Source organism: Pseudoalteromonas sp. 0802, from assembly GCF_013350085.1.
Classification (GTDB): domain Bacteria; phylum Pseudomonadota; class Gammaproteobacteria; order Enterobacterales; family Alteromonadaceae; genus Pseudoalteromonas.
In genome coordinates this window covers 24378-41370 of record NZ_JABVXE010000009.1, presented here as the reverse complement: position 1 = coordinate 41370, position 16993 = coordinate 24378, and the positions used below count along the sequence as shown (strand labels likewise).

Annotated in this window: 19 protein-coding genes and 1 pseudogene; 14 read left to right on the top strand and 6 right to left on the bottom strand. The window is 40.2% G+C overall.

Translation table 11 applies throughout. The features are described 5' to 3' along the window. Positions 1-75 precede the first annotated feature (75 nt). Positions 76-432: a helix-turn-helix domain-containing protein gene (locus HUS61_RS14220; RefSeq protein WP_054553546.1), complete on the top strand. Its 357-nt coding sequence runs from the start codon at positions 76-78 to the stop codon at positions 430-432. A gap of 29 nt (positions 433-461) precedes the next feature. On the opposite strand, the gene HUS61_RS14215 is transcribed toward HUS61_RS14220, so the two are convergent. From HUS61_RS14215 to HUS61_RS14205, 3 genes are all read right to left on the bottom strand, one after another. Further along, the gene (locus HUS61_RS14215; protein WP_175082874.1) at positions 462-1523 is read right to left on the bottom strand and encodes an acyl-CoA desaturase; all 1062 of its coding nucleotides are present in this window, start codon (positions 1521-1523) and stop codon (positions 462-464) included. Further along, positions 1520-2563, bottom strand: coding sequence for a flavin reductase family protein (locus HUS61_RS14210; RefSeq protein WP_175082873.1), 1044 nt, complete (start codon positions 2561-2563; stop codon positions 1520-1522). Before HUS61_RS14210 ends, HUS61_RS14215 begins: the two co-directional genes overlap by 4 nt. A gap of 413 nt (positions 2564-2976) precedes the next feature. Then, positions 2977-3189, bottom strand: coding sequence for a DUF2061 domain-containing protein (locus HUS61_RS14205; protein ID WP_175078744.1), 213 nt, complete (start codon positions 3187-3189; stop codon positions 2977-2979). A gap of 474 nt (positions 3190-3663) precedes the next feature. Between HUS61_RS14205 and HUS61_RS14200 the strand changes: the two genes are divergently transcribed. The 10 genes and pseudogenes from HUS61_RS14200 (at position 3664) to HUS61_RS14160 (ending at position 11481) form a co-directional block, all read left to right on the top strand. Continuing rightward, a complete protein-coding gene (locus HUS61_RS14200) occupies positions 3664-4215 on the top strand; it encodes a cytochrome b (RefSeq protein WP_175082872.1) in 552 nt (183 codons plus the stop codon). Positions 4216-4676: 461 nt separating this feature from the next. Next, positions 4677-5441, top strand: a pseudogene (locus HUS61_RS21925) (PAS domain-containing protein); the annotation flags it as partial. After that, positions 5436-5975 carry a methyl-accepting chemotaxis protein gene (locus HUS61_RS21920; RefSeq protein ID WP_374756969.1) on the top strand — a complete coding sequence of 180 codons (540 nt, stop codon included), beginning with the start codon at positions 5436-5438 and terminating at the stop codon, positions 5973-5975. The pseudogene HUS61_RS21925 and the gene HUS61_RS21920, both read left to right, overlap by 6 nt. Positions 5976-6438: 463 nt before the next feature. Next, positions 6439-6753, top strand: a complete 315-nt coding sequence (locus HUS61_RS14190) for a DUF6572 domain-containing protein (protein ID WP_054562606.1) — start codon at positions 6439-6441, stop codon at positions 6751-6753. A 102-nt stretch (positions 6754-6855) separates the two neighbouring features. Next, positions 6856-7185, top strand: a complete 330-nt coding sequence (locus HUS61_RS14185) for a hypothetical protein (RefSeq protein ID WP_175082870.1) — start codon at positions 6856-6858, stop codon at positions 7183-7185. Then, positions 7186-7758 (top strand): hypothetical protein, encoded by a 573-nt coding sequence (locus tag HUS61_RS14180; protein WP_175082869.1) that lies wholly within the window; start codon positions 7186-7188, stop codon positions 7756-7758. Between the two features lie 108 nt (positions 7759-7866). Continuing rightward, a complete protein-coding gene (locus HUS61_RS14175; RefSeq protein ID WP_175082868.1) occupies positions 7867-8184 on the top strand; it encodes a hypothetical protein in 318 nt (105 codons plus the stop codon). 419 nt (positions 8185-8603) lie between these two features. After that, positions 8604-9251 (top strand): hypothetical protein, encoded by a 648-nt coding sequence (locus tag HUS61_RS14170; RefSeq protein ID WP_175082867.1) that lies wholly within the window; start codon positions 8604-8606, stop codon positions 9249-9251. A gap of 547 nt (positions 9252-9798) precedes the next feature. Continuing rightward, positions 9799-10053, top strand: coding sequence for a YfhL family 4Fe-4S dicluster ferredoxin (locus HUS61_RS14165; RefSeq protein ID WP_054562570.1), 255 nt, complete (start codon positions 9799-9801; stop codon positions 10051-10053). A gap of 108 nt (positions 10054-10161) precedes the next feature. Continuing rightward, positions 10162-11481: a PAS domain-containing methyl-accepting chemotaxis protein gene (locus tag HUS61_RS14160; protein WP_175082866.1), complete on the top strand. Its 1320-nt coding sequence runs from the start codon at positions 10162-10164 to the stop codon at positions 11479-11481. A 31-nt stretch (positions 11482-11512) separates the two neighbouring features. Here the strand turns inward: HUS61_RS14160 and HUS61_RS14155 are convergent, their stop codons facing one another. Further along, the gene (locus HUS61_RS14155; protein ID WP_175082865.1) at positions 11513-11764 is read right to left on the bottom strand and encodes a TIGR03643 family protein; all 252 of its coding nucleotides are present in this window, start codon (positions 11762-11764) and stop codon (positions 11513-11515) included. Between the two features lie 45 nt (positions 11765-11809). After that, complete coding sequence (locus HUS61_RS14150; protein ID WP_175082864.1) at positions 11810-12694, bottom strand: LysR family transcriptional regulator; 885 nt, start codon at positions 12692-12694, stop codon at positions 11810-11812. Between the two features lie 102 nt (positions 12695-12796). On the opposite strand from HUS61_RS14150, the gene HUS61_RS14145 reads away from it, so the two are divergent. From HUS61_RS14145 to HUS61_RS14135, 3 genes are all read left to right on the top strand, one after another. Then, positions 12797-13426 carry an NAD(P)-dependent oxidoreductase gene (locus HUS61_RS14145; protein WP_175082863.1) on the top strand — a complete coding sequence of 210 codons (630 nt, stop codon included), beginning with the start codon at positions 12797-12799 and terminating at the stop codon, positions 13424-13426. Positions 13427-13494: 68 nt separating this feature from the next. Next, positions 13495-14517, top strand: a complete 1023-nt coding sequence (locus tag HUS61_RS14140; RefSeq protein WP_175082862.1) for a kelch repeat-containing protein — start codon at positions 13495-13497, stop codon at positions 14515-14517. Next, positions 14514-15233 carry a Sir2 family NAD-dependent protein deacetylase gene (locus HUS61_RS14135; protein ID WP_175082861.1) on the top strand — a complete coding sequence of 240 codons (720 nt, stop codon included), beginning with the start codon at positions 14514-14516 and terminating at the stop codon, positions 15231-15233. Before HUS61_RS14140 ends, HUS61_RS14135 begins: the two co-directional genes overlap by 4 nt. Positions 15234-15266: 33 nt before the next feature. Here the strand turns inward: HUS61_RS14135 and HUS61_RS14130 are convergent, their stop codons facing one another. Next, positions 15267-16862 carry a carboxylesterase/lipase family protein gene (locus HUS61_RS14130; protein ID WP_175082860.1) on the bottom strand — a complete coding sequence of 532 codons (1596 nt, stop codon included), beginning with the start codon at positions 16860-16862 and terminating at the stop codon, positions 15267-15269. Between the last annotated feature and the right edge of the window lie 131 nt (positions 16863-16993).

Genomic DNA, 16993 nt, shown 5'->3' with positions numbered 1-16993 from the left:
GTGTATAATAGTAACCTAGATTATTTAATCAACCAGTCACCTTTTTGTAACTAGTCTGAAAAATGTGAGGATGTTTTGGAAAGTTCAGTAGAAACAGATAGTAAGGGTAGAAAAAAAGTTTTAAATGCTTGCATGGAGCCGTGTGCTATTGAAAAAGGCATGCGTTTGATTGGCGGTAAATGGACGGGCTCTATTATCTATCATTTAAAAGATGGCCCTGTGCGTTTTAATGATTTAACGCGCATGCTGGGTGGTGCAAGCAAAAAGATGATAGACCAGCGTCTAAAAGAGCTTGAAAGTAGAGCGATGATCACCCGTCATGTTATTAGCACGCGCCCGATAGCAGTGACCTATGAACTTACTGATTTTGGCCGCTCAGCACTGCATATACTCGATGAATTACGGGTTTGGTCTGAATCGAATGAGATTTAACGCCAGCGCTATGCACTGGCGTTTATCAATTACGGAAAAGAGTAGCGCACAATTCGCTTTACTACAGAAAAGTACTGGCGAAAGAAGCCGCCGGTATTGTAGTGAATACCGTGCTCTTTAAAGATAGCTTGCACCTTAGGGGCAATTTCGCGGTAACGTTTTGCGGGTAAATCAGGGAATAAGTGATGCTCTATTTGATAGCTCAAGTGCCCAGTCATTACATGAAACAGGTTACCCCCTTTGATATTTGATGACCCCAACGCTTGGCGGTAATACCACTGGCCTTGTGATTCATTTTCGCAGTCTTGCTGGTTAAATGTTTCAACTTCACCGGTAAAATGCCCGCAAAATATAATGGTTGAGGTCCATAGGTTACGTAATAAATTAGCGGCAAGGTTGCCCGCCAAAACCCACAAAAATAGAGGCCCAGCAAGCAACGGAAAGAACAGGTAGTCTTTCACTAGCTGGCGCGCACCTTTACTAAAAAAGCGCTTTTTCAGTTCGCTGTGCGGTACTTTGTAATCGCGGTCATCTTTTTTCTTGCCAAAAAATACTCGCTCGGCTGCCATTTCATGATACGACACACCCCATTGGAACAGCACACTGAGCAATAGGTAAGTGACAAATTGCCATAGGTTTTTTACTCGCCAACGAAAGTCATTCGATAAGCGCAGTAATCCATAGCCGAAGTCGCGATCTTTACCAATAATATTGGTATAGGTGTGGTGCTCGTAGTTGTGAACGCGGTTCCAACTAGCCCCATCGCACGCTATATCCCACTCGTAAGACTTTGAATTGATGTATTTATCATTCATCCAGTCGTATTGGCCATGCATCACATTGTGGCCAATTTCCATGTTATCGAGGATTTTTGCTGTGGCTAAACTAAGCACACCCACGAGCCATAAAACAGGCTGAATAAAGCCTAGCATTAATAAAATTCGGCCACTCCATTCAAACACTCGCTGGCAAACAATAACGCGGCGAATGTATTTCGCGTCTTGCTCACCGAGTTTTGATTTTACATCTGCTTTAACACTATCGAGTTGAGCTGCTAATTTTTCAAAATTGACTGTTTTTGTTGTGTTCATGCTGATAACTCCACGTCACTGACTGGTTGCGATATACAAAGTTGAATTAACTGCTCTGAGCTATCAGAGAGCTCACCGGTGCGAATATCACGTACGATGCCTTGCTTTTTAACGCATTGGCATTGATGGCAAATTCCCATACCACAGCCAACTGTTACAGGTTGCTTATTCGCTTGTAAGTGGGTCAGTAAGGTTTGTTGGTTATCAATAGTGAATGTTTTGCCCTGATGAGTGAGTGTTAATTCGTGCTTATCAGAGGTTGCTAAAACAGCAGGGACTGCACTGAAATGCTCACTGTCGATAGGCGTATTTAATTGCTTAGCTAAAGCGGCTGCTTGCTTATACAAAGCAACTGGGCCGCACACTAACCAGTGTTTATGCGCATTTGTTGTCAGCCATGTCGTCGCATCGCCATCTTTGTTGCGCTCAAGTAAGTGATAATCAAAATTGCTCAGTGATTGCTTTAGTTGCTCAAGCTCATCTTTAAGCCAGTGGCTGTTCGGCTTTGCATAGTAAAGCAGGGTTATAGTGTGTTTGCTATCTGCAGGTAAAGATTTAAGCATGGCTATAAATGGCGTAATGCCTGAGCCACCGGCAAGCATGATTAAAGAGCGCGCGGTATTTGGCATAATAAACTGGCCTTTAGGCTCAGAAATATTAAGCCATTGCCCTGGCCTCAAATTTATTAGCTTTGACGTAAATGCGCCGCTCTCTTGGCTGCGGATTAATAAACGAATTTGTCGCTGCTGCCTTGCCAATTGTGGTTCGCTTGCGATGGTAAATACACGCGTTAGCAATCGTCCGTTTGTTTGGATTGTTAACGCAATGTGCTGGCCTGCTTGATGAACTGGCCATGCTTTTTCTGGCTCAATAATCAACTCAATGCTTTGTTCAGCAAACACCTGTACATGTTTTACTTGTGCTCGAAAGTAGCCTTCGCGCCAGCCTGGTTTAAAGCACTGAACCACCGGCTCCCAGTATCCTGCCCATGACTGATGATGCAATAAATGTTTTGATAATGAATTTAATAACGCTCTCATTTTTCGCCTTTAGCTTACAAGTGTACGCTCACTTGGCGCACAAGTGTAAGCTGAAAGCTGATAATTGCAAGCCTAATTTGAGTATTAGCTCTAAATTAAAAGGGCTTGACCTTGCTATTAGGGGGTTATATTTAATGAAAAAAGAATGGATTAATTTTCTTTTTTATTTAATTCAAGGTTATATGTTTATTTTGTTTAGTTTTAATTGCCATGCATCTAGGGAAGGGAGTTTTGAGCTCTTTTACAAGAAGTATTAAAAGGGCTCGTTAATTTCGGCTAATAATTAAAAAACAGCTTTAGCTTTTTTGCTCTGAATCTCTGCCACCGGCTCTAGTGGCAAAGCTTAATTTACAGTCCGAGGTGTAAGGTGGGGATATTCGTTGGTTTGTGAGCCAATTCAATCTAGTTAATTCTTATGCAAACATTATCCCATCTGAATCTTGTTTAAAGTTATTCTGACTCTCAACTTTACGCCACACTTTTTCGTGGAAGTAAAACGCAACAGTGTTCACAGCTGGCTCAACAATAGCGACCAAGCCACCAATTAAAAAACTACCTGTTAAAAAGTAAGTCACTGTAAAAGCGATTGCGAAGTGCATCATTGCAAAAGTAACTGTCTTAATCATTTTGAATACCCTAACTCTCATAATTTGATGAGTTTAGTATTGCTTATTATTTTCAATCTTTAAAATAGAACAAAAAGATTGTTGCAATCGAAAAAATCGGATTTTAATTTTCACTGTAATGTTCAGAAAGTTTTATTTCAAAGTCTACGAACTCAAATAGAAGTAGATGGTGAGAGTTGTCTGTAAATATGCATTTCAGTTGGGGGCAATAAACTGGGTATTGCTTGCGATAATGCAAGGTGGATCTTGAGGGCTATAAAGAGTAGTAAGCTTATATAATTAAATGACTTAAGTTTATTTTAAGTTTAAACAAGTACAGTAAAGTTTCGCTAATAAGTAAACAAGATAATTTAAGATAGCTCATTTTTTGTTTTAGATCATTACAGCAAGAGCGCTCAAAGGATAGCGTAATTGTGAGTCTATATTACGTATAAATTTAGCACTTATCTCAACGCGTTTTACGAAAGGGGCACTATGAAGATTAAAAATACAACGACTCATTACAGTTCGTTCTCGATATTATTGCACTGGCTTATGTTTATTCTAATCGTCACTGTTTTTGGCAGTATTGAATTGCGAGAGTTATTTGATAAAGGCACGGAAACACGAGATGCTTTTAAAATGTGGCATTTTATGTTGGGTTTATCTGTTTTAGCTCTAGTAGTTGTAAGGTTAGTGGGACGTGTGCTGGCAGGCTCAACGCCTGCAATAAAACCTGAGCCTGCAAAGTGGCAAAATACATTAGCCAAACTTGTGCACCTAGCGCTCTATGCCTTCATGATTGCAATGCCAATTGCAGGTTGGCTGATATTGAGTATGGCTGGTAAACCCGTGCCATTTTTTGGCTTAGAGCTACCTCCATTAGCAAGTGAAAATAAAGATCTTGCTAAAACTATCAAAGAAATACACGAGACTGTGGGTGAAGTAGGTTATTACTTAATAGGCTTGCATGCCGCTGCTGCATTATTCCATCATTACATTTTGGCTGATGACACTTTAAAACGTATGTTGCCTTTAAAAAAGTAAAGTTTAGTTAGGTCATCATAGATAAGCCTTGAAATCCCATACTAGGATTTATCAGGGCTTGCTCATGACGCAACGAGGCTACTCATTTTTTCTCGATTTTCACTTTAAGTATTTCGTAACACAGCAATGAAACTTATCTGTGTTACTTACCATTCGTTACCATCACATAAGCCAAGTTAGTGTTGGGTCAAACACTAACTTGGAAACGCATGAGTACATCAAAACCTCAATTCATCAGAGATTATCAACGCGCGAGTAAATCACCCTAGGTCAATAAGGTACGGAACTATACTTGTGTGAAAGTGTTGTTTAAAACAAAGTTTGGAGTTCTGAGTTAACGTCCTGGTTTTTAACCTCTCTTTGTACCCATTCATCTTAATGTACTATTAATAACCAATTATATTTGTATGATGATAAAAATTACTCAAATCTTGAGTTCATAATCCAAAGGAACATACTTAATGTGGTTAACTAATCGCAAACTGTTATCCGAAAATATTTATTTAAAAGAGCAGGCTGCTGAATACGAAAATATAAAGCATGAGCTCAAAGAAGAGATGTTGTATTTTCTACTGAACAAAAATAGCACCATCATTGAAGTAAATGAGCGATTTGCAGCAGCGCTAGATCTTCAAGCGAATGACCTAATTGGTAAAAACTTAAATGATTTGCTCCTAAAAAAATCAATTAATAAACCCCACACACAAAAATTACTCTCGGCAATAAATAAGTTAAACCATTGGCACGGCGCCTTACAATTACAAACTAATACAGGTCGTGAACTGTGGCTCAGGAGCATTTTACAACCAATAAATGGCGAACTTGCCGTGTATTCAGCTGAACTGACAAGAACTATATCTCAATCAAGAGAAAAAGAAGATATGCTTACTGCTCTCAGTCGCTCTTCTGCTGTGATTGAATTTAGCTTGGATGGCATAATACTTAATGCTAACGATAACTTTTTGAAAGCCATGGGGTACTCTCAAAATCAAATACTAGGAAAGCACCACAGCATGTTTTGTGACCCACATGAAGTAGAATCGAGTGCTTACCAGCAGTTTTGGACTGAGCTGAAGCAAGGGCGCTTTATTTCAGACCGTTTTAAAAGGATTGATAGCCACGGTAATGAGGTATGGCTTGAAGCGTCATATAACCCAATTCATGACGACAATGGTGATTTATATAAAGTTGCTAAGTTCGCGACTGTCATTACAGAACAAATGAGAAGAGAGCAAGCAATCTCACAGACTGCAGAGATTGCTTACGATATTTCAAAGCAAACAGACGCAGATGCAGAAAACGGTTTAGAAGTTGTTAAGCAAACAATATCAACGATGAAAGCCCTCTCTAAGAAACTCGAAACAGCCAGTGAAGGTATCAATAAATTAGATGTACAGTCAGCTAAAGTAGCGCAATTAGTTGAAAGTATAAAAGGTATTGCAGACCAAACTAATCTACTTGCTCTCAATGCTGCAATAGAAGCAGCAAGAGCAGGAGAGCAAGGACGCGGGTTCTCTGTTGTGGCTGATGAAGTAAGGCAGCTTGCTTCAAGAACGAGTGCTGCTACTGAGCAGATAATAGGTGTCGTGACTGAAAATAAAGTACTTACACAAGATGCTGTAATTCAAATTGAATCTAGCTTAGTAGAAGCAAAAGATGCATTAGAGTTATCTAATAGCGCAGGAAGTGTAATCGATGATATTCAAAAAGGTGCTAAAGAAGTTGTTGAGGCAGTTGGTCAATTTAAAACGAATCTTTAGAAAAGGGATATCGAATAAAGGAGTAGTTGTTCAGGGGAATAACAGTATAAAATTATATTCACATGAAGGTTTAGGGTGTCTAATCAATGTATAAAAGGATTTTGAAAGGACTCTTGTTTGGCATATTAGGCTACACAAGTACTATGTTTGGAATGTCATATAGAAGTAGTGAGCAGTTCATTTTAGCTCAAAAACGCTGCTTAAATGGCATCTTAGAGTCTTGTTTATCAGATAGTGATAAAGCCACACTACTTGCTAGTTGGTCACCTTATAATTTGTACTATTTAATTGTTTTAATCATTAGCTTTGCAATACTAATATTGCTAGATGACATAATGAAGTTTGTGTCACTTGCATATAGCAAGGCAAATTAAAAGCGCTGACAAAACCAGTTGCTTTGCTCTTGCCTGACAAACCGCATGTCACAAAGACTTGAATATCACGTAACTTAAGGAATCTGAATATGGATGACCCTATTGAGAACTTAGATAAAATCGATATCGTTGGAGAAAGAAAAGATGGTGGTGTTGATTTGGTTATTGTATTGTCAAGTGCACTAAGGGATTGTGAGTATCACGAACAACTTCTGAAAACTAAGATTCAAAGTTATACGGATACCATCTTTTCCGATGAGTGGATATCCAAGTATGGTCAGGGTAATAGCGATATTTATATCAAAGCCCAAGTAATGCCTGAGCAAGAAATTATTAATCTAATAGGCGCAATTAAAAAACACCTAAAGGAATTCAATATTGATTTGTGGTTGGAAGTTGCATAACAAATTAAAGCTGCCTATTGCTGTAGCCTTTTCGCATTCCTAATAAGCAGAAAAATATGTAACTCGCACTATCAAATTCTTATGCATCTAGGGACAGACCAAATGGACGCAGACATTGAACTTAATATCAGCTTCAGATTCTTGGCTCTTTCAGAAGAGTTAGTAAGCGAAGCTAAATTAAGCCTTAAAGTCTCATCTTGTAGACCAAACAAAAAGCTAGGTGGTTATGTTGTATGTATTCCTCTGACTCAATCTTCTCTGGTATCGATAACAAGTTTTGTGACATCACATAATATAAAAATAGAAAATACAGATATCTTTATTTCGTTTGCTACTGAATACGACTCTAGGATCTTAAAGTTACCAAGCCTTATTGCAAAGGCTTCTGTTTATATTGGTTCACCAGTTACTCTTTCTTATACGGTAGTTTAGGTGAAGTTCAAATCTCACTCACTTCGTTCGGTGGAACAAACAGGCAGCTTCGTTCCGTATTATAACCCACGTGTCATTGCCCTTTCTGATGTGTCATATGACTTTGGAGTTCAGATGTATACCAAGGAAAATTTAGAACCATTAGACGTTGAGAAACATGTCATAGAGAATCAAAACATGTATTTTGGTTCTTTGGGAGCAACAGCTCCTAGTATTTGCTCACAAATAGTTGAAGGTGCACTTATTCTTGGCAGTAACAATGTTAGTATTTTAAATAATGGTGACTGGTCGTGTATTGTAAGTGATTTTGATTGGCTAAATGCAAATGGTGAATCAAATTTAAACTCTCAAAATGCTTTCTCAGGAATGTTTCCCTTTCCCGAGGCCGGAATTAATAGTTGCCGCTTTGAATATTTTGCATATGTGTTTTCTTCTGCTCTCGAAATAGCTAATGAACATGATGTCAAAATGATAAAAGGTGATAGTTCGGATTTAGAAGAATTCACCCAATTGACGAGTAACATTTCATCATTTAAAAGAATATTAGGATTTAAGTTCATAAGTGTCATATAACAAGCCAATTAAGCAGGGTTGCTAGCAGTTTGCTCGGCTCTGCTTCACTACACATTTTAGCAAACTATTATTAGTCCCTTATTGGGGGGTTAGGGTTAGAGGGAAAGTATGTCGCATATTGAACAATTTTGTGAGTCAGCAATTGCCAAAGGAGATGGTACATCATCAAAGGATCATGAATACTTTGAATCCATGAAAAAATCCATACGGAACCTTGCCTACTACTCCGAATTACTACCTTTACTCAATCACAAAAATGAGTGGGTTGTATGTTGGGTTGCTAGTCATTTGCTTGCTAATGGTTATCATACTGAAGCACTAAAGTCATTAAATAAACTAGCCACAGGTAATGGTATGGCAAGCTTCAGTGCTGTCATTACTATTCAAGAGTATAAACGTGGTTGCTTTAAATCACCATTTGGGTAAAAGTAGCCCTAACAATCTAATAAACAAGGACAAAAACAGTTTGCTGTTTTGGCTCCTCAACATTTAGCAAACAATTTTTAGCCCCTTATCGGAGCCTTGATACTTATGGAAGATTTCTGCACTTGTCTCGAAAATTAAAGTTTGTAACTGCAATATCACAGATGACTGAAAATGGTGCTTCCATTTATGGTGGTTTTAATCATTTCAGAGGTGAGGCTATATTTACTTCCACTTTGAATACCTGTTATTTCGAAGACAAAACTCTCGTAAAGGTCAAAGGCGGGGGGGTAAATGGTAGCAACTATAAATGCTCTAATACTGGTGAGTTTTACAGAGTAATGAAATTTGATAGGTTGTACTAAACACGTACTTAACAAAAAATTATGCCGCCCGCAAGCTGATTAGGACACAAGGAAAGTATGAAGATTGTTTTTAAGTTTATTGGATTGATTTGGACTATTACTTTCCTTTCGTTTTTTGTTCTATTCATCTACGTGGGAATTGGAGGTGAAATACCTCCTCTAGTTCAAGAGTATGTGATCTACTCTCAGACAGTTTTATCGTCTTTTCTCACTTCAAACTGGTTTTATGTTGTTTTTGTAGTTGGTTGGTTTGGAGTTAGTTATGGACTAGGAAAAGAAAGTGGTTGGCAAAACTTAGCTAAAAGGTACAGAAAAAATAATGACTGGGGTTTAGAAGAAAGCTTCCGAATTGGAAGTGGGTATATTGGTAAAATACGACATAACGGAATCTTAAAGGTTGCAGCAAATAACAGGGGGCTTTATTTAAGAGTGCTTTTTCCCTTTAAGTTTGGTCATAAAAACCTGTTTATTCCCTGGCAAGAAATCTCGAATGTTACATTAGAAAGTGGTTTGTTTTCAGAAAATACTCCGAGCTTTCTCAAGCGTATGGCTAAACCAGTTTCAAAAACTGAGTACTTAAATATTCAACTACATGAGTTCCCAAAGCAGCGTTTAACTATTCAAAGTTCTGAACAATTACTTCGCTATATTCCAAAAACCTTGAGAGATAGTGCAGAGCAAGTGGTTAAAAAGCAACCTCTTTAGTCGCTCATTAGTGCTCGCTGAGAAACAAATACGCAGGCTCCCTTCGCTCCCTTTCGTATTATAGCCTGCGTATTTGTGTGGACTTCCCAGAGATTACCCTACGCTCTGTAAGTGAAATAGAAGAGTATTCTTTTAAAGAAAATACATAACAAGCCGCTAAATACTTATTTTCACTACCTGGCTAAAATTTATAAATTTTAGCCACTTCGCGCCTACAACAGGCTTGCGGAGCGTTAAGATTAAATCCTCTATCGCACTTTTGTTCATAAACGAGCTATGTCCTTAAGACTCTGCCCATACCGAAAACTCATCTAGTCACCATAAAACCCCTCACTTATTTCATCACATAGCTTGGTTCGATAGATAATCCCAGTGCATTAGTTCTGTAATATCGCTCTCGAAGGATCTTAACTACTTTTAAACTTGATCTAGATCAAAGAAACTTCATTCGCAGCAATCTATATTATGCGGCTGCAATTTTCGCTGCTTTTTGAATCTAGATTAGCTTTTAAAGGCAATACTCCATCATCGTGCATAAAGGTGTGTCATGGCATTACTCATCAATAACAAATGTATTAACTGTGATATGTGTGATCCTGAGTGCCCGAATGAGGCTATTTATATGGGCGCGAAGATATATCAAATAGACCCAAATAAATGCACTGAGTGTGTTGGGCATTACGATAACCCTACATGTGTTAGTGTGTGTCCTATTGATTGCATTAAGCCAGATCCAAATCATCGTGAAACTTTAGATGAGCTGGCTGAGAAATACGTTAAATTGACCTCCCAAGCTTCTTAGTTAAATCAATTTTCTTAATTCTTTTTACTTATCTTAAAGTAGCGCCCTGCGTTAATTGTTCTACAATTTTATGAACAACAACACGTTAATAAAAAATCAGGGCGTTTTATGTGGTTTAATAAATCCTTACAGGCTGAAATTGATGCGTTAAAAGCTGAGCTTTATCCGCTAAAAGATCTCACTTCAGGTATTGATGAAGAGATGTTGGTGCTTAGGCTGCGTGCTGATGGCACAATGGCCTATATTAACCAGAACTTTTTAGATGAATTAGGCTACTCGCACAACCAGCTAATTGACTCGCCCTTCCAAGATATTATTACTGAACAATCTCGAAATACTGACCAGTTTGTAGAGCTAAAAAACGCCATTGAAAATCAACAGCATGGCGTAGGGCACTTACAAATAACTCGCTATGATGGCAAGCTTGAGTGGCTCCGTTTGATTGCGCACCCGGTACACACAGAGCAAGGTGAGCTTAATTACTTTGCTATTTACGGCACTGTGCTTACCGATGCCATTTCTACTTCTCGTGAGCAGCGCGATACTATTAATGCAATCTATCGCTCGATGGCGGTTATTGAGTTTGACCTAGAGGGTAAGGTTATTAACGCAAATGAACCGTTTTTAGAGAGTATGGGTTATAAAAAAGATGAGATCGTAGGTAAGCACCATAGTATGTTTTGTGAGCCTGAACTTGCTGAGTCAGCTGAGTATGAGAAGTTTTGGCAGCGCTTAAGACGTGGTGAGTTTGTTGTTGATCGCTTTAAACGTGTTGACCGTCATGGCAATGAAGTGTGGCTTGAAGCATCATACAACCCCATTTCAAATGATTTTGGTGAGCTTTACAAAGTGATGAAGTTTGCCACTGTGATCACTGAGCAAGTTAATCGTGAGCATGCAATTTCACAAGCGGCCGAAATTGCGTATGGCACATCAACTGAGACTGATAAACTGGCTCAACAAGGGGCTGAGGTGTTACAAAACACCATGACGGTGATGAATGAATTAGCCCAGCAGATGGAGCAAGCAGCCCAAGAGATTTCGGCCCTCGATAAACAGTCACAACAAATTGCAGCCATTGTGCAAAGTATTAGTAGTATTGCGGAGCAAACGAACTTACTGGCGCTAAATGCGGCCATTGAAGCTGCTCGTGCCGGTGAGCAAGGCCGAGGCTTTGCGGTAGTGGCTGATGAAGTCAGACAGCTTGCTTCAAGAACCTCAAAAGCCACTGAAGAAATTGTTGAAGTAGTAAATAACAATCAGTCACTTACGCAAAATACAGTAAAGGTTATTGAGCAAGGCAAGGTGAAAGCCGAACAAGGTGTGTCTTTATCAAATGAGTCTGGTCAAATGATGGAAGACATACAACACGGTGCGCAGCAAGTGGTTGATGCAGTTGGACAATTTGCTAACCAACTGAATCACTAATCTTTGTAATACCAGGTTTAAGCCGTGTAAACTATCTATGTTTATATTGGGTTTTACAATAACCACGGGATATATCTGGATGGCGTAGTTTTAGGTGTTTGGTTTGCCTACCTGATGCGCGTTTTCGCCAAAGTTTAAAACTCGAGCTTGTCAATTGCTCACGCATTAGCGCGATAACGCTTTTTTCATTTAAACCAAACTGTTGGTTTATTGCTTCAAACGGGGTTCTGTCTTCCCACGCCATCTCTATGATGCGTGATATTTCATGATCTAAGTGCTGCATTTCGGCTCCTTTTTATAGCCTATACGTATTTGCAGCAGGTTTAGATTATAAGATATCGTGTTGCCAGTGCTCTGCTAAAAAGTCGATGAACGCTCTGACCACATTTTGTTGGAAGTTTCGTGATAAATACACCGCCCATAAGTGAGAGCCCATAGTAGTATGCTCAGGCAGTACTTTAACAAGCTCACCTGATGCCAAATAGTCATTGGCGAGATCGCAGGGTAGATGAGCAATGCCCATTCCTTGTTTCGCTGCTTTTAAAAGTACACCCATATCGTTGGCAACAATGTTGCCCTTCACGGTCACTTTTTGTGTGTTGTCGTCGTGTTGAAATTGCCAAATAGTGTGTTTGTTATGAACTAGGCAATTGTGAACAGATAAATCACTCGGCTCAAAAATCGGTGGGTTCGCAGCTAAATAATCGTTAGAAGCACATACCGCGGTTGCGATATACATTAGCTTACGGGCAATAAGACCTTCATCGGGCTGGTGAATGTAACGTAAAGCGATATCAACACGGTCATCAACCAACTGCGATAAACTATCTGAAAGTAACAGTTCAAATCGCGTCTGTGGGTGGCGTTTAGTAAACTCTTTAATGGCATCAAACAGTTTATGTTGGCCAAGCCCGATCGGAGAGGCAACTCGAATGGTACCTACCAATTCATTGTTATGGCTGTGTGCTCGGCTTTGTAAATCAGATACTTGATTTAATATTTGCTGGCAATAGCTAAGGGCTTCTTCGCCTTGAAGGGTTAAACTTACTTTGCGTGTTGTACGATGAAACAACCTTAAATTTAGCCACTTTTCTATATCTTGAATATGCCTAGAAACTTGTAATCGGCTTAAACCTAAATGCTCTGCAGCCTGAGTAAAACTGCCTGTACGGGCAACTTCGACAAAGCTAGTAATTGAATTGAGTTTATCCATTAGTATCTTAAAGTGAAACAATGTGCATCTATATAGTGTATTTATCAGTAATTAGTGAACAAGTAAACTGCAATCATTGAAACAAAAAACGGAGAATTCCTCATGAAATTAGCAGTTATTGGCGCAACAGGTTGGATTGGCAGCCACATTACTTCAGAAGCAATCGCACGTGGTCATCAAGTAAATGCATTAGTTAGAGACGTAAGTAAAGTAACTCAAGATAACGTTACTGTGACTGAATTTGATTTAACTAAAGACGATATCGCAACAGCAGCTGCAGGTAGTGATGTTGTTATTGCGGCAATTGGTGGTCGTGCTTTAGGGAACCATGAAATTGTTGCAAACACAGCAAAGCAATTATTAAACACGCTTGCAGGTACTGGCACACGCATTTTATGGGTGGGTGGTGCAGGTAGCTTAGAAGTGGCACCTGGTGTAACACTGGTATCAAGCCCAGATTTTCCTGCTGAATATAAAGCAGAAGCCATAGCTCAAGGTGAGGCACTTGATGTATTTAGAGCATCAACAGCAGATACAGCTTGGACTTTTGTATCACCAGCAGCGGTAATCTACCCTGGTGAGTCAGAAGGCCCGTACCGTGTCGGTGGCGACAGCTTCTTTACTGATGCAAACGGCGAAAGCAAAATATCAGTCACTGATTATGCTAAAGCAATGCTTGATGAAGCACAGTCGGCGGCTCATTTAAATCAACGTATTAGTATTGCTTACTAATAGCGAGCCTTTCTTCAGGCTCATAAAATGGTATTCTTTAGCGATGTGTTAAGTTACCTATTTAATTTATGAGCCTGCTATTTTCTATTGCACTTGCAACTATTCCTGCCTTACCAGAAGCCGTCGCGAACAACGCTGTAGCCAAAGTTGTTATTGATGAACAAGCCTACTTTTTAAGCTTTATGGGCTTGAGCTCAGGCAAAGCACATACCGATGTTCACAATAAAGTGTGGGTCCTTAAGGTGGGCGATAACGCGTGGCAAGCAGCCAAAGCCGTGCCAAGTACATTGCCTCTTAGTGGCCGTTTGGCGAGTACCGCGGTGGGTGTGGGTAAGCATGCCTATGTATTTGGTGGGTATACCGTTAGCGCCGATCATCAAGAAATCTCTACACCCGATGTATATCGCTATGATGTGCTCTCTAATTCATATACGCAACTTGCCAATATGCCAGTGCCGGTGGATGACAGTGTGGCGCTTTCGTACCAGCAGCGTTATATCTATTTAGTCAGTGGTTGGCATAACGATGGTAATGTTAACTTAGTACAAGTGTATGATACGCAAACGGATACTTGGCAACAGGCTTCGCCATTTTTAGGTCAACCGGTGTTTGGTCAAGCGGCGGCAATTAGTGGAAACACTATATTGGTGTGTGATGGCGTTAAAACACAGGCGAATGCTGATAAACGTCGTTCTTTTGCTGCGGTTGCACAGTGTTTAAAAGGTACAATTGATGCTGATAACCCATTAAAGATAGATTGGCGTACCGTGCCACACCCAACAGGTGTTGCCCATTACCGTATGGCAGCAACCAGTTATAATGGCGACATTTATATGATGGGCGGCTCTGATAACCCATATAACTACAATGGTATGGGCTACGATGGTAAACCAGCGCCAGCGAGTGATCATGTTTGGCGCTTTGATGTTGATAAAAACACGTGGCAAGTGATGCCAAAAGCCGATACCGCGAGCATGGATCATCGAGGTTTATTAGAGCACCAAGGAAGTTTATATCGTCTTGGTGGTATGGATAAAAATCAACAAGTGACAGCCGATGCACTTGCTTACAAGGTAAAGTTATCTCTATGAATACACTCTATATTACAGGGGCGGGAGTGAGTGCCGCTAGTGGTATACCGACCTTTCGTGGCGAAGATGGCTTTTGGACCATTGGTAGCAAAAATTATACGCCGATGGAAATGGCAACGCGTGCTATGTACGAAAACAACCCCCGCGAATTTTTAGCTTGGTATTATCATCGTTTTGCAACCTATCGCCATCACGGTCCCAATGAGGTACATCATTGGTTGAGTGATAAAAATCTCATTACACAAAATATTGATGGTCTTGATGGCAAAGCTGGTAACACCGATTTTATTGCTATTCATGGTCGCCTAGATCAAATGACACTGTTTCACCATCAAGGTGACGATGTGATGGCTTTTAACGCGCCGTGGGATAATGTCAACGAAGACAACCTGCACAACTCCTTGCTTGAGGTGTTCAATATCAATAACGAAAGCCCCAAGCTCAACGAATCCTTTAAGCCTTACGTGTTGTTATTTGATGAATACTACACTGAGCTTTATCGAATCTCTGAGGCGCAACAGCGCATGCTCGATGCCGATAAAATCGTCTTTATTGGCACCTCGTTTAGCGTCAATATTACCCAAATGGCACTCGATATTGCACGCAGTCAAGGCACGCCAATTGAAGTGGTTGACCCAGATCCTACTCACGTATTTCATCCTAATGTGACATACCACAAGATGACAGCGCTTGAGTATGTTCAGCAGCAAGGATAAAAATAAGGCGCTTTAATTAAGCGCCTTATTTGATTATTGTTTTTCAGCTTTGGTTGCAGTGATGTTTAACCGAGCTTGTAAGGGGTCCGGTAAAAACTCTGCAGTCCCTGATTTATTCATTTGCAGTATAAAAGATTCATCATTTTTATATGCTTGCCAAGTCGGTAAACCAGGGCCATTTGGTGTGCCTAATTTAATAAAATTAGTCACATAACGGTGCATTATTTTAGCGGCTTGCTTATCTTGCTCAGTGGTTACATGCCCATATTTCGCTGCCACAGTATTAAAAAAGTACGGAATTTCGCTAGCGTGCTCTGCACCGGGTTTATCTAAAGTTTGCGCTACATAACCAAAACGATACAAAAAGGCATCGTTACCCATATCTGTCACACGCTTTGCAACGAACCTTGCAGGCTCTTGCATTAAAGCATCTTGACCAACTTGGTAATTGAGTAAAGGCAATGGCGTTTCGCCGCTTGCATCGTAAGTCATTCTTGCTTGTGTACTGTGTGGAGCAAAACTTGCGAATAGCGCCTCTTTAGAAGCAAAATTAGCAAAGCCTAAATCCATATCTGTTGTGCCAACCATGGTCGCAACATGGCTAAATGTGCCTTTACTCAAGCGTGCTTCTGTCGCCGAATTGATGATAGTGCCATCAATAATTGGCCCGCCAACGTAAGTAGACTCATCATCATTTTGTCGGTTTAATGTGCTTAGATTTAGGTTATCAACCACGTCTTCGGCAGATAACTCACGTAGTGCAGCAAGGGCATTTTCATCACTGCCTAAAATAGTGTGTTGCTTGGCAAAGTTTTCGCCAATTTTTTCGGCGCTTAACACGGTGTCGTCATCACTATTAAGTGGCAACTGCTTAAATAGTTCTCGTCCGCCCGCTGACATAATAATCGCTTGCTGGAATAAGCCATTAGCAGCAGGGGTTTGCATCATCGCATGTACCGATGCGCCCCCTGCAGATTCACCCATGAGTGTCACTTTTGCAGCATCACCACCAAATTGAGCGATATTTTGTTTCACCCATTCAAGGGCCGCAATTTGATCCATCAAAGCATAATTGCCCAGTGCATCGTTCTCAAAACGACTAAGAGCAGGGTGCGCAAAAAAGCCAAATCGGCCTAGACGATAATTAAAGCTAACAAAAATAACCCCTTGTTTAGCAAAGCTTTCACCCGAGTAAACAGCGGGTGATGCGCCACCATTTACAAAGCCACCCCCGTGTATCCATACCACAACGGGATAAGGAGCATCGCTGTGTTTAGTGGGTTTAAACACATTTAAATAAAGGCAATCTTCCGAAGGGGTTGTTGTAAGCGGTGCAGCGTCGGCTACAAACGGCTTTTGCATGCAGTCAGGCGCGTAATCGTTAAGTACTTTCACATCTTGCCACTTAGGCACAGGTTGCGGTGCTCGCCAGCGTAACTCTCCTACCGGAGCTGCTGCATACGGAATGCCTTTATAGGCAATAAAACGCCCTTCTTTTTGCCCTTGGATGAGCCCGCCAGTGACGGCAATATGATCAGATTGAGGTTGTTCTTGGCAGCCTTGCAAAAATACAGCAGAGCCTAATAGAAAAGATGAGTAAAAAATCGATTTGAGAATACGCGATGTCATAACAAAGCCTAGGCTGTTTGGGGAAGGCTTATAATATTATATATTTGGTCATTCTTTAAGAGGAAAGCGCTTTAGTGTAAAAGCTATCTATAGGTTAAGCTGCTAATCATTAAGAAAAAAGAATTGTTTTG